Annotated in this window: 9 protein-coding genes; 5 read left to right on the top strand and 4 right to left on the bottom strand. The window is 54.0% G+C overall.

Annotated elements, in window-relative coordinates:
• Nucleotides 1-128: 128 nt before the first annotated feature.
• Nucleotides 129-380 carry a hypothetical protein gene (locus tag TH30_RS04010; RefSeq protein ID WP_258548598.1) on the bottom strand — a complete coding sequence of 84 codons (252 nt, stop codon included), beginning with the start codon at nt 378-380 and terminating at the stop codon, nt 129-131.
• A gap of 535 nt (nt 381-915) precedes the next feature.
• Here TH30_RS04010 and TH30_RS04005 point away from each other — a divergent pair.
• The 4 genes from TH30_RS04005 to TH30_RS03990 all read left to right on the top strand — a co-directional run bounded on the left by TH30_RS04005 (nt 916) and on the right by TH30_RS03990 (nt 6,128).
• Nucleotides 916-2,820 carry an ABC transporter substrate-binding protein gene (locus TH30_RS04005; RefSeq protein WP_114096750.1) on the top strand — a complete coding sequence of 635 codons (1,905 nt, stop codon included), beginning with the start codon at nt 916-918 and terminating at the stop codon, nt 2,818-2,820.
• 45 nt (nt 2,821-2,865) lie between these two features.
• Nucleotides 2,866-5,223: an ATP-binding protein gene (locus tag TH30_RS04000; RefSeq protein WP_114096749.1), complete on the top strand. Its 2,358-nt coding sequence runs from the start codon at nt 2,866-2,868 to the stop codon at nt 5,221-5,223.
• Nucleotides 5,224-5,529: 306 nt separating this feature from the next.
• Nucleotides 5,530-5,754 (top strand): hypothetical protein, encoded by a 225-nt coding sequence (locus TH30_RS03995; protein ID WP_114096748.1) that lies wholly within the window; start codon nt 5,530-5,532, stop codon nt 5,752-5,754.
• A gap of 146 nt (nt 5,755-5,900) precedes the next feature.
• Nucleotides 5,901-6,128 carry a hypothetical protein gene (locus TH30_RS03990; RefSeq protein WP_114096747.1) on the top strand — a complete coding sequence of 76 codons (228 nt, stop codon included), beginning with the start codon at nt 5,901-5,903 and terminating at the stop codon, nt 6,126-6,128.
• Nucleotides 6,129-6,317: 189 nt separating this feature from the next.
• Here TH30_RS03990 and gltB read toward each other — a convergent pair whose 3' ends face one another.
• Both gltB and TH30_RS03980 read right to left on the bottom strand, forming a co-directional pair.
• Complete coding sequence (gltB, locus tag TH30_RS03985; RefSeq protein WP_114096746.1) at nt 6,318-10,883, bottom strand: glutamate synthase large subunit; 4,566 nt, start codon at nt 10,881-10,883, stop codon at nt 6,318-6,320.
• A gap of 29 nt (nt 10,884-10,912) precedes the next feature.
• Nucleotides 10,913-12,343: an NAD(P)-dependent oxidoreductase gene (locus TH30_RS03980; protein ID WP_114096745.1), complete on the bottom strand. Its 1,431-nt coding sequence runs from the start codon at nt 12,341-12,343 to the stop codon at nt 10,913-10,915.
• Nucleotides 12,344-12,608: 265 nt separating this feature from the next.
• On the opposite strand from TH30_RS03980, the gene TH30_RS03975 reads away from it, so the two are divergent.
• Nucleotides 12,609-13,439, top strand: a complete 831-nt coding sequence (locus TH30_RS03975) for an undecaprenyl-diphosphate phosphatase (protein WP_114096744.1) — start codon at nt 12,609-12,611, stop codon at nt 13,437-13,439.
• A gap of 41 nt (nt 13,440-13,480) precedes the next feature.
• Here the strand turns inward: TH30_RS03975 and TH30_RS03970 are convergent, their stop codons facing one another.
• Nucleotides 13,481-13,756, bottom strand: a complete 276-nt coding sequence (locus tag TH30_RS03970; RefSeq protein WP_114096743.1) for a DUF3572 domain-containing protein — start codon at nt 13,754-13,756, stop codon at nt 13,481-13,483.
• Nucleotides 13,757-13,771: the final 15 nt, after the last annotated feature.

Below are 13,771 nucleotides of genomic sequence, written 5' to 3'. Positions count from 1 at the left end.
CCCTTTACGCATCGAGCCCTCAGCATGACAAAAAATCACTCAATGCCAAGGAATTATACCACCCCTGCGACAAGGAAGGTTCTTTGGCCTGACTGATTTTGATCTTGAGAGACGCACCGAGCGCATCATCATTCTTGAAGGAGCCAGTTTCGAATGATGCGCAATGCCTGATCGGGATCCGTATCGACAATCTTTGCCGCAACATTTGCCTTCTTACGATCAATCATCCCCTCGATCCCGGCAACATTGATGCCATCGGCATCAATATCGACCGGAGCAAAAGAAGACGTTGCAGATGTTGAATTCAGACGGTCACGCAAAGCATCATCTGATCCCGGCTCATATCGCGGGATGGGAGCCAGAGGCTTGGGCCCTTTCATAAAAGATGCCCCATGATCCTGCCGATTTTTTTTGTCACTTTGTGCCATGGCACATCTTTTACCAGATCAGTTCAAACTGCCTTACATCAGATATATGGCGACTCGCTTAAGGAATTAAGCCGTTCATTCTCGAAATTTCACGGCGCAAACGCCAGATACCTAATTTAGATGTAATTAAACTTTGGTAGAATATGTATGTTCCAGACAAGACAACAGCGCTTACAGGCTCAACCACAGGCACCAAAGAAACCGACCCTCTGGTTTTTTCGATTTCGCATGAAAACCTCTCAAACCTGCGGCATTTCGGACCAAGGGAACTTCCCGGGATCGATACAACCCATTGCAAGAAATAAAAAGAACCAATCAAACTTGTAAATTGTCTTCATAGGGGAATGTTCAGATTCTGTCATTTTGGGGTTTATCAAGCGCATTGGTGTATTTACCTTCTTATCCACTCAGGGTATTCACCACCTTTGAATAGCTTTATCGATACCTTTGATCAAAGGCAGGCAACGCCACGGGGGCTAAGGGTTTTTTGAAACAGTTTACGTACATTTTGATCGCTGCACTGGGAGCTTTGTTCATCAATCTCCCCGAAACGCGCGCTGTCGAATTTGGCGAGTCCCCTACCCTTGCAAAGCGGGTTGCCGAGGGCAAGCTTCCCCCCGTTAATGATCGTCTGCCAACCACTCCGATGATTGTCACCCCGAATGACAAAATTGGCGTCTATGGCGGCACTTGGCAAATGGCCCAGCGAAGCCAGCGCGATCAGGCACTTCTGATCCGCAATATCGGATATGAGCCCCTTCTGCGCTGGACACCGCAATGGACTTCGACCATTCCGAATGTTGCTCTCTCATTCCAGCCAAGCAGTGATGCGACTGAATTCTTTTTCCGTCTGCGTCCGGGTATGCGCTGGTCTGATGGTGCCCCCTTCACTGCCAAAGACATTATTTTCTGGTATGAAGATATCCTGCTGAATCCGGCCTTTCCGAACGCCGTGCCCGAGTGGCTGACAGCCGGTGGAAACGCCGTGAAAATTGACGAAGTTGACGAAAACACCGTCGCATTTCGTTTCAGTACCCCTTATGGCCTGTTTCCGACAGCCCTTGCGCGCCCCGAAGGGGTGGAGCCGGTAAGCTATCCGGCCCATTTTCTCAAACCGCTTTTGCCGAAATACAATCAGAACGCAGACGCGGAAGCGCGCGCACTTGGCTTTGACGGATGGAAAGAACGCTTTGTCAGTGTGTTTGGTAATCCGGGCACGATTGACGATCCGTCTCGCTGGCTCAATCCGGATGTCCCCACATTAAATGCCTGGGTCCTCACGGGCGTGTACGGAACGGATGATCCCCTGATTGCCAAGCGCAATCCCTACTACTGGAAAATTGATCCTACCGGTCGTCAGCTTCCCTATATCGACGAGGTATCATTTACACTTGTTCCGTCAAAAAGTGCCGCAGGCGACGCGGCAATTGCGGGCAAAGTGAATATGCAGGAACGCCATGTCAGCACGCGTGCAGACGAGGTGCTTTCTGCCAATGAGAACCTGCAGCCTTTCACGCTGATTGAAAGCGATATGAACACCCTGACCTTGTCTTTGAACCTCAATGACAAGGATCCGGTATTACGCAATATCTTCCAGGACAAGAATTTCCGGATTGCGCTTTCGCATGCCATTGATCGCGACGACATCATTGCACGCTTTGTGCCCGAGGCGCTGCCTCATCAGGCGGCACCACGCCCGGAAAGCCCGCTTTATCACACAGTTCTGGCACGTCAGTATATTCACTATGACCCTGCCCTTGCCGCGGACTACATTGCACGAACAGGTTTGCGCCACAAAGATGAGGACGGCTTCCTGCTGAGACCGGATGGCAAGCGCCTGTCATTTACCATCGACACCGAGGGGGCTGACCGTTTTGCAATCCTTGATGCAGTGATCCAGTATTGGCGTGAACTTGGTATAGATGTGAGGGCGCGCAACCTTCCGCGTGAAGAGTTTGTGTCTCTGCGCGAACTCAATGATCATCAGGCAAGCGCCTGGGGTGGCGATGGTGGTCTGGATGCGATGGTGATCCCCATTAACTATCTGCCGATGTCCCCGGATTCTTCCTGGTTCGCAACCGGCTGGGCCAACTGGTACGTCAATCCGGAAAGCCCTGATGCCATCACGCCCCCCGAGACCGTTCAAAGGCAACTTGCACTCTATAATCAACTCAAAGAAACCGCGAACGCTCAAAAACAAACTCAACTGATGCGTGACATCCTCGACATCAGCGTAGATCAGTTTTACGTTATGGGAATTGCTCTTCCGCCGAACCGGAAAGGCGTGGTTGCAAAAAACTTCCACAACGTTCCCAAAGTCATTCCGGCGGCCTGGAGCTATGCGACGCCGGCACCGACCAACCCGAGCCAATATTATATTGAGCCAAACTAACGGGATGCGCGGGGCCGGGTTCTCGGTCAGGGGAGACGACTACGCGTGAAGAAGCTGTTAGACCGACTGATCGGCAGCCTGGTATTCAAGATCGCACTCGCGATCGTCATCGTGGAAACCATTCTGCTCGGATTGTTCGGTGGCTATTATATCCAGTATTTCGGCGCCGAGATTGATCGCCGCATCGCGGAACAAATCAGTACGCCCGGCCGCCTGATTCAGGATGAACAGCTTAAGGTCTCGATCCTGAGTGATGCCAGTCAGATGAAGCTTCTTCTGGGTGATCACTTGCTGCAGGCCATGGCGGTCGGCTTTGACGGCACGATTTATCACGCCATTGATCCCTTTGTGATTGGCAGTTCCATTTCGACTATTCCGGGATTTCCGGCGGAACAACTGCGCGCCGATATGTCGAAGCCGGCATTGTTCACAACCGATGACAGAGACGGTCACAGCATCGTCTCGATCACACCGCTTTTCAGTCTGAACGCCAATCAGCCCTTTATGTATGTCTATCTCAAGGTCTCGACCAAGGGGCTTGAGGCAAGCCAGCGACAGATGCAATCCGTGCTTCTGATCGGTTCGGCGCTGTGCATTTTGCTGACCTCGGCTTTGATCTTTCTGTTTACGCAACAAACCGTTCTGCGACGTCTGATTACGGCTGCACAATTCGTCAACAAGATCCAGCTGGGTAAGCTGAGCTCACGCCTGACACCGATGGGCCGTGACGAAATCGGTACGCTTGAACGTGGCCTGAATGCCATGGCCGAAAGTCTTGAACGCCGTACCCAGCAACATCAGATTGCACAGGATGCACTGCGCGACAGCGAAGAACGCTTCCGTGACTTCACCCTGTCTTCGGCAGACTGGTATTGGGAAATGGGTGCAGACCTCAAGATCGCATTTGCATCCTACAAGTTTTATCAGCTGATCGAAGAAATCAACGGGTCCCCGCAAGGGCAGTCATTTGACCGGCTTGGCCTGACATCCGAACACCCGGAAGGCTGGCATTACCTGCAACGCAGACTTGATGCCCATATGGCATTCCAGAATGTCGAATTTTCATGGACCTCGCGCAAAGGCGAAAAGCACTATGGACGCATCAACGGCGTTCCGGTCTTTTCGCTTGATGGACGTTTCAATGGCTATCGTGGCACAGGCAGCAACATCACAGCCCAGCATCGCGCGAGTGAAGAACAGCAAGCCCTTCAGCGCCAGCTCGCAACGTCCCAGAAGCTTGAAGCTGTCGGTCAGATGGCTGGCGGGGTTGCCCATGAATTCAACAACTGCCTTGCCGGCATCCTGAGCTTTGCCGAAGTTGCCCGCGCAAAAATCGATGACAAGGAACGGGTGAAAGAATATCTCGATCACGTGATTTCACTGGGCGAACGTGCAACCAGTGTCGCTGATCAGCTTTTGATGTTTTCACGCCGCCGGATTGATCAGCCGACAAATATTCGGGTCCAAAACATCTTCTCGGAAATGGAGAAGTTGCTTCTTACCCTGCTCGAACACCGGATCGAATTGCAGATCTGGACGGACAAACCGGACCTTTATACCCGTGTCGATCCGACTCAGCTTTCTGCCTGTATCCTCAACCTTGCGATCAATGCCCGCGACGCAATGCCAGATGGCGGCACATTGCAGATCTCATCGCGCAGTGTTGATATCCCGCCCTTTGCCGAACGCAATCCCGACGAGGACGAGGACAGCTATCCCGAAGACGTCGCAGGCGAATTTGTTGTCATAACGGTTCAGGATACCGGGACCGGCATTCCCGATGACATTATCGGCAATATCTTTGAGCCCTTCTTCTCGACCAAGGAGCCCGGCAAGGGCACGGGACTTGGGCTTTCGATTGTTCATAGCTGGGTCGAAGAATCCCACGGCTTCATCAATGTCGAAAGCGTCGAGGGCGAAGGTACGACCTTCTCTGTTTATCTGCCACGCTCTGAACCGGGGGTCGAGACAACCCTTCTGGTCGATGATGCCGCCGGGATGCCCGGCAACGGGGAGCGCATCCTGATCGTTGATGACGAACAGGCACTTCGGACAACCGCACGCATCATTCTTGAAGATGCGGGTTTCAGAACTGAAACGGCAAAAAGCACGGAAGAGGCGCTTGAAGTTCTTGGCAAGGCCGAACAGGACGATCCGTTTGACGTTATTCTGACCGATGTTGTCATGTCTGGTCGCTCCGGTCCCCAGCTGATTATGGAAGCCCTGCGCACGAATCCCAGATACAGCGTTGTATTCATGTCGGGCTATCCCGCACGGTCTCGCAAGGAACTCGACAATCTGCTGGGCAACTACATCTTTATCAAAAAGCCTTTCCGCCCGACCCAGTTGCAAAAAGCCATTCATGACGCCATTGCGCTGCGTTCCGAACGCCAGCGTAGCTAGACGTCCAGTCGCCCGGGATATGTTCCGATATCCCGGCATTCGGGATGGCATGCCCGAGTCCACAACCGACAGACCCCTGAAGACACCCCGATCATCACCCGAAGGTTAAAAAAATCTTTACGGGGATATTCGATCTAAACACTTGCATTACATACGGTTACAGGTGCCCGGGACAGCCTGCACCTTGGCGCTGTGACAACCGTCACTTTTCCGGACGCAATTAATCCCTACCTTTAGATCAGACAGAATTAATGATGTTCTCTTCGATGGGCGATCTGCCCTTTTGGAAAGGATGACGAGGTCAAGATGATCGGTTCGGTACAAGGTTCAGGGCTCGGCACAGCCGCACAGGCCGTCAATGATGCCATCACCCCCAATGGCGGAGCCGATCCGTCGTTGCCATTTGCCGCCGCCGAAGGCGCGATCAACAAGGCAACCGGTCTGGCCAAGGTTATCGGTTCCATCGTCACAGAACATCAGCCGCTTCAGACCAGTGGTCATCGCGGCACCAGAGTTAATATCCTAACGTGATTTTTCCCTCTCGTTAGCTTCCTCCAGGGGTGGTCAAAAGCCACCCCTTTTTGTGCCTGCACCTCCTGAGCCCCCAACTCTCGCAAACATGACAAATCCTGTACCGCATGCTAATGTCATGACCGGCTTTAGATTTGGACGGTACAATGGTCGCCAACAGAATTGGTACTGGCTCTTCCCAAACGGGACTTCATGATGCGCGTGCCCGCCCTCAGGGCGCTCCGGGTGTCGGTGGTCGTGTGTCGGCGAATGCAGAACAGCCATCGTCTGAAAGCTTCATCGCATCCCAGCTTGCCCGCCTGCGCAACCTGATCGCCACAGACCAGATTGACCACAATGCGCGGCGTGGCACATATCTGAACATCCTGCTCTAAACTTGCCGGGAAACGCGGCAGCCACGTGATCTTGATGAACAAATTTAAAAGGCGGACCAGATGGCCCGCCTTTTTTGCTGCTCGTATGTCGCAACACCGACAAAGAAAAGTGCCCCGTACCGAAGTACGGGGCCAGTTCAATTGTCCAGGTGTGTTGGACAAGGGAGCTTGCGCAAAAGCGTGATCAGATCACGCAGTTGCCTGGTTTTCGCTCTCGGAGCGAATAGGATGTTCCAGCTTGTCGACGATCTCTTTCGGCACGATCTGCCAGAAGTGGCCGCGTTCACGATCCCAGTTATCAAGGATCGTACGTGCATAACCGCTTTCGGTTTCTGCAACATGCTCTTCGATGAGCGAACGGCACTGTTCGTCCCAATACTGGGTTTCAATGCGCTGGTAGAGGATGGAACCATCATTAACGACATCGGCAAAGGTACCATTGACGTCATAGATGAAGGCCATGCCACCGGTCATACCGGCACCAAAGTTTTCACCAACCGAACCCAGGATGACTGCGGTACCGCCGGTCATGTATTCACAACCGTTCGAACCACACCCTTCGACCACAACGGTCGCACCGGAGTTACGGACACAGAAACGTTCACCAGCCTGACCGGCAGCAAACAGCTTGCCGGCAGTCGCACCATAAAGAATGGTGTTCCCGATGATGGTGTTTTCGTTGGTCTTGAGCGGGCTGGAAGGACGCGGACGCAGAACAATCGTCCCGCCCGACAGACCCTTGCCAACATAGTCGTTGGCATCGCCCTGAACTTCGATCTTCAGACCCTGAACTGCAAAGGCACCAAGCGACTGACCAGCCGAACCACGCAGACGTACATGCAGATGGCCCGGTTTCAGACCGGTCATGCCGTATTTCTGCGTGATCAGTGACGACATCCGGGTCCCGATCGCACGCTGGGTGTTCTGGATGTTGTACTGAAGCTGCATCTTCTCGCCGTCTTCAAGAAGCGGACGGGCATCCTTGATCATCTGTGCATCAAGGGTATCCGGCACTTCATTGCGACCTTCGATGGTGCAGAAGCGAGCATGATCACCGGCATCTGCCTGTGCAAGCAGCGGGTTGAGGTCAAGGTCAACAAGGTCTTTCGCGCCACGGTGAACCTGCTGAAGCAGGTCCGAGCGACCAATCACGTCTTCAAGCTTGTCATAGCCAAGCTCGGCCAGAACGTCTTTGACTTCCTCGGCCATGAAGGTGAACAGGTTGACCAGCTTGTCTGCCGTACCAACGAACTTGGCACGCAGTGCCGGATCCTGGGTACAGACACCAACCGGACAGGTGTTGGAATGACACTGACGGACCATGATGCAACCAAGTGCGATCAGGGACGCGGTCCCGATACCGAATTCCTCGGCACCAAGCATCGCACCAATCACAACGTCACGACCGGTTTTGAAACCACCGTCAACGCGGAGTTTGACCTTGTCACGCAGGTTGTTGAGCGTCAGGACCTGGTTGACTTCCGACAGGCCCATTTCCCACGGAACGCCTGCATATTTGATCGAGGTCTGCGGGCTTGCACCCGTACCACCGTCATAGCCGGAAATCAGGATCACGTCGGCTTTTGCCTTGGCAACACCGGCAGCAATCGTACCAACACCCGAACGCGACACCAGTTTCACGCAAACACGGCAACGCGGGTTGATCTGTTTAAGGTCATAGATCAGCTGTGCGAGATCTTCGATCGAATAGATGTCGTGGTGCGGCGGCGGCGAAATCAGGGTCACACCCGGCGTCGCATGACGCAGCTGTGCGATTTCAACCGTAACCTTGAAGCCCGGAAGCTGACCACCTTCGCCCGGCTTTGCCCCCTGTGCGACCTTGATCTGAATTTCTTCGCAGTTATTCAGATATTCAGCCGTCACACCAAAGCGACCGGACGCAACCTGCTTGATCGAGGAACGCGCATTGTCGCCGTTCGCACGCGGACGGAAACGTTCACGCGATTCACCACCTTCACCGGAGTTCGACTTTGCGCCGATACGGTTCATGGCAATCGCCAGTGCTTCGTGGGCTTCGGTCGAAAGTGCACCATGGGACATGCCCGGGGTCACGAAACGCTTGCGGATTTCGGTAATGCTTTCGACCTTGTCCTGATGAAGCGGATTACGGTCACTGCGGAAATCCAGAAGATCGCGGAGATGCAGCGGTTCACGCGAACGCAGACCTTCCGAGAACTTGCGGAACGTGTTGTAGCTGCCCGTAGTCACAGAGGACTGCAACGTATGGATCAGCGGACCGGTCCAGACGTGGCGCTCGCCACTGCGACGGTATTTGTAAAGGCCACCAACCGGAAGGGTAACGACATTGCCGTTAAACGCTTCCTTGTGCTGGGCAATCGTGCGACGCTGGATACCCTGAAGACCGATACCTGAAATACGCGACGGCATGCCCGGGAAGAATTCAGCCACCAGCGAACGCGACAGGCCGATACTTTCAAAGTTATAGCCACCGCGATAGGAACTGATGATCGAGATGCCCATCTTTGACATGATCTTGAGAAGACCCGCATCGATTGCAGCCTTGAAGCGCTGCATGACTTCGGCAGTGCTGACCACATTCGGGAACAGACCGCGTGCATAACGGTCAAGCAGACCTTCCTGCGCCAGATAGGCGTTAACCGTCGTCGCGCCGACACCGATCAGAACGGCGAAGTAATGCACGTCCATGCATTCTGCCGAACGAACGTTCAGCGAGATATAGGTGCGCAGCGACGTCTTCACGAGATGGCTGTGAACGCCACCGGTCGCAAGGATCATCGGAATGGCAGCACGCTCTTCGGAAATCGCTTCATCGGTCAGGATGATATGCAGTGCGCCACCACGAACGGCTTCTTCTGCTTCACGCTGGATCCGCGAAATCGCATCACGCAGGGCAGACTGGCCACCGGTAATATCAAAGGTGGTATCAATCTCGACTGCCGTATCACCCATATATCCGCGCATCGCCTCATATTCGGCGTTGGTCAGAACCGGGCTTTCAAGTTGAAGCAGATCGCACTGGCTTTCGTCTTCTTCCAGAACGTTGCCAAGGTTGCCCAGACGGGTTTTCAGGCTCATGACGCGCGCTTCACGAAGGGAATCGATCGGCGGGTTGGTCACCTGCGAGAAGTTCTGGCGGAAGAAGTGATGCAGCCCGCGATAACGATCCGACAGGATCGCAAGCGGAGTGTCATCGCCCATCGAACCGATGGCTTCCTTGCCTTCTTCGCCCATCGGATGAAGGATCAGTTCAAGATCTTCATGGGTCAGACCCATCGCCTTTTGCAGACGCAGCAGACGTTCCTTGTCGATATGGGACGGTTCGGTTTTTTCCGGTGAAATCAGGTCATCAAGCACCTTGGTGCGACCAACCCATTTCGACCAGTCACGGCGATTTGCCAGTTTGTCCTTAAGCTCGCCATCGTGATACAGCTTGCCCTCGGCAAGGTTCACCGCAATCATCTGACCCGGGCCGAGGCGGCCTTTTTCGACACAGCTTTCCTCGTCGATATGAACCATACCGGCTTCGGAACCTGCAATCAGAAGACCATTGCCGGTAACCGCATAACGCAGCGGACGCAGACCGTTACGGTCCGTACCACCCATAAGCCACTCACCACCATATGCCGCAAGTGCAGCAGGGCCGTCCCACGGTTCCATGACCGCGTTGCAATAGGCATAAAGGTTTTTATAGCTGTCTGGCGTAGATGCCTTTTTCGACCATGCTTCCGGAACCATCATGGTTTTCACCATCGGGAGGTCACGGCCCGCACGGATCATCAGCTCGAACACGGCATCAAGGGCTGCCGAGTCAGACGAACCGGGCTGAATAACCGGCTTCAGGTCATCGATGCTGTCGGCAAACACTTCGTGCGCCATACGTGCTTCGTGACTTTTCATCCAGTTGACGTTACCGCGCAGCGTGTTGATCTCGCCGTTGTGGGCAAGAACACGGAACGGCTGTGCCAGCGGCCAGCTCGGGAAAGTGTTGGTAGAATAACGCTGATGATAGACGCAGAAGCTTGAAATAAAGCGTTCGTCACGAAGATCCGGATAGAAGGTATCAACGTCTTCTGCAAGGAACATGCCCTTGTAGATGATCGAACGGCAGGACATCGAACAGATATAGAAGTCCTTGATCGCTTCGGACAGCACGGCCTTTTCGATACGGCGGCGGATCGCATACAGGTCGATCTCGAACTTTTCTTCATCGACGTCATCACGAACACCAATCAGGACCTGTTCGATTTCCGGACGGGTCTGGTTTGCCTTTTCACCGATGACCGACACATCAACCGGCACCTGACGCCAGCCAAGAATACCGTAACCCTGTTTGAGGATTTCGGTTTCAACGATTGCACGGCAACGTTCCTGGGCCGACATGTCGATACGCGGCAGGAAGACCTGACCAACGGCAATCAGGCTTTCCGGGGCTTCCTGGTTGATCACCTTAAGGTAAGCCTTGAAGAAATCCTGCGGGATCTGAAGATGGATGCCTGCGCCATCGCCGGTCTTGCCATCAGCATCAACAGCACCACGGTGCCAGATTGCCTTCAGGGCTTCGATACCGGCTTCGACGACCTCGCGGCGCGGTTTGCCGTCAATAGCACCGACAAGACCCACACCACAGTTGGCATGTTCTTCGGCCGGGTCATACATGCCACTGGCTTCGAGATGGGCCGCGTTTTTCTCAAAACGGGCGATATCTGCGGCACCGCGGCTCTGAACCATTTTGTCCTGAACGATCTTGTTCATAACTTCTCTCTCCTAATGCGGCAGCGGGCTTAAGCAGCAGCTTCTTTGCGCGCCAGCAAATACTCATCAATCCGGTCAGCCGCATCGCGGCCATCGCGGATAGCCCAGACCACAAGCGAAGCACCACGGGCGATATCGCCAGCAGCAAATACGCCATCAAGATTGGTCATCATGGTGCGGAAGTCGATTTTGACTGTCCCCCAACGCGACACACCGAGTTCCGGTGCATCAAACAATGTTGGCAGATCTTCCGGTTCAAAGCCGAGCGCAAGAATGACCATATCGGCATCCATGGTGTAGCTCGAACCTTCGATGATTTCCGGGCTCTGACGGCCACCGGCATCGGGTGCACCAAGACGCATCTTCACTGCGCGAACACCGGTAACGGTATCATCACCGACAAAGGCTTCCGGGTTGGTCAACCAGACAAACTCGACACCTTCTTCCTCGGCATTGGCAACTTCACGCTGGGAACCGGGCATGTTGGCGCGGTCACGGCGATAGAGACATTTAACCGATTTGGCACCCTGACGGATCGCGGTACGAACACAATCCATCGCGGTATCGCCGCCGCCAATCACAACAACATTCTTGTCCTTGGCATTAAGCGTGCCGTCTTCATAAGCCGGAACCGTGTCGCCAAGACCATGACGGTTGGACGTGGTCAGATATTCAAGTGCGGGATAGACATTGCCCAGACCGGCGCCCGGCAGCTTGAGTTCGCGGGCCTTGTAAACACCGGTCGCGATCAGAACGCTGTCATGTTTCTTGCGCAGGTCATCAAGGGTTGCATCACGGCCAACCTCGAATTCGGTGTGCATGATAACACCACCTTCTTCAAGAAGCTTGACCCGGCGTTCAACGACGTCCTTTTCCAGTTTGAAGCCCGGAATACCATAAACCAGCAACCCGCCCATGCGGTCATAGCGATCATAGATATGGACTTCATATCCCTTGAGACGCAGCTGCTCGGCTGCAGCCATGCCACCTGGACCACCACCGATGATGCCGACCGACATACCATTTTCCTTGGCCGGCTTCGGGGCTTTGACCCAACCGTTCGCAAAGGCGGTATCGGTAATGTATTTCTCGACCGAGCCGATCGTGACCGCACCATGGGTTGACTGCTCAATTACGCAATTGCCTTCGCACAGACGATCCTGCGGACAAATGCGGCCCGTAACTTCCGGCATGTTGTTGGTTGCCGACGAGATAGCGTAAGCCTCTTCAAGGCGACCTTCGGTGGTCAGGCGCAACCAGTCAGGGATGTTGTTGTAAAGCGGGCAATGGGCCTGGCAGAACGGCACACCGCATTGGGAACAACGCGACGCCTGATCGGCGGCATTGGTATCCTCGAATGCTTCATAAATTTCGTTGAAGTCTGTCCGACGTTCGGACGCCTCTCTTTTGTGCGGATATTTTTGTTCAAGATGAACAAACTTCAGCATCTTTTCTGTCATGACGGCCCTCTGGAAGGGTTTTATGTTGCGGGTTTCGGACTGTATACGTGCCAAACACGCAAGAATCTAGCACAAAATGCATCATAGGTCAGTTTTACTGACATAAATATCCGTACATTTTTTCGGGTCTTCCAGAATTCGCCACCGGAATGCCCTGAAATAAAGTTTCAATAGTACCGAAATGGTACTATTTATGCATTTCGCCGAATCAGGCTAAACTGCTATAAGCGATCAGTTTTTGAAGCGAACAGGCACAGAGGCCGGCGTGACCCTACAGCACATTATTCTTCTGGCAGTCGTTCAGGGGATCACCGAATTTCTTCCCATCAGCTCATCAGGTCATCTTATTCTGGCACCGGCCCTGACCGGCAGCCCGGATCAGGGTTTGTTGGTAGATGTGGCTGTCCATGTCGGCACCCTGGCAGCCGTTTTGATGTATTTCTGGCGCGATGTCTTTGCCATGCTCGGCGGATTCGTTCGGCTGTTTACCGGGCGGATCAATGCCGGTGCGCGCCTTGCAATCCACATTGTGCTCGCCACCATCCCGGTTGTCGCTGTCGGCTTTTATCTCAAGGTCTCCGGCATCGAGGAACAGTTGCGTTCGGTCGAAATCATTGCCTGGACCACGCTTGGCTTCGGGATTTTGCTCTGGATTGCCGACAAGGTCGGCATGACGATCAATCGTCTTGAACATATGCGCTGGGGCGGTGCGTTATTTATCGGTCTCGCACAGGTTCTTGCGCTGATTCCGGGTACCAGCCGTTCCGGCATCACCATGACAGCCGCACGTTTCATGGGGTATGAGCGCTCAGACGCTGCACAGTTTTCGATGCTGATGTCGATACCTGTGATTTTGGGTGCCGGACTTCTGGCCGGGATTGACCTTCAGCAAGCAGGTAATATCGCCCTCAATGAAGACATCCTTCTGGCCGCCGGTCTTTCGTTCCTGACAGCTCTTATCGCGATTGCCGTTTTGATGAACTGGCTCAAGCGGTCAAGCTTCACACCCTTTGCAATCTACCGCGTCCTGCTTGGGGGCGGTCTGCTGGTCTGGATTTACCTTTATAACGGCGCACCGTTGCCATTCATCGGCTGACGGTAAAATCCGGCATTGTCAGATCATCCCGTCTGGCTTGATCAGTCTTGCCAGATAGGACCACCTGACAGGACGATCTGCGCACGTGCCGGGTCTTCTGGTGCGTAGTCACTATCGTCAACAAAGCGCATCAGGAACGGTTCGTGGGATAACAGGAATTCAAGCGCGCCAAGCTGAACCTCGTTTGAGGCGATACCTGCGCGCAGATCATCAAGCCCCATGCCTGTTTGGGCAACAAGCCCCTGAAGCAGTTCATCATCGCCCGCAATATGGGCAATGGCGCGAATGGCCAGTGTTTCAGCAGCTTCCTTGTTCATTTTGTTCAGGCCCGA

Source organism: Thalassospira profundimaris, from assembly GCF_003326795.1.
GTDB classification, from domain to species: domain Bacteria; phylum Pseudomonadota; class Alphaproteobacteria; order Rhodospirillales; family Thalassospiraceae; genus Thalassospira; species Thalassospira profundimaris_C.
This window is presented reverse-complemented; position numbering and strand designations above follow the sequence as displayed.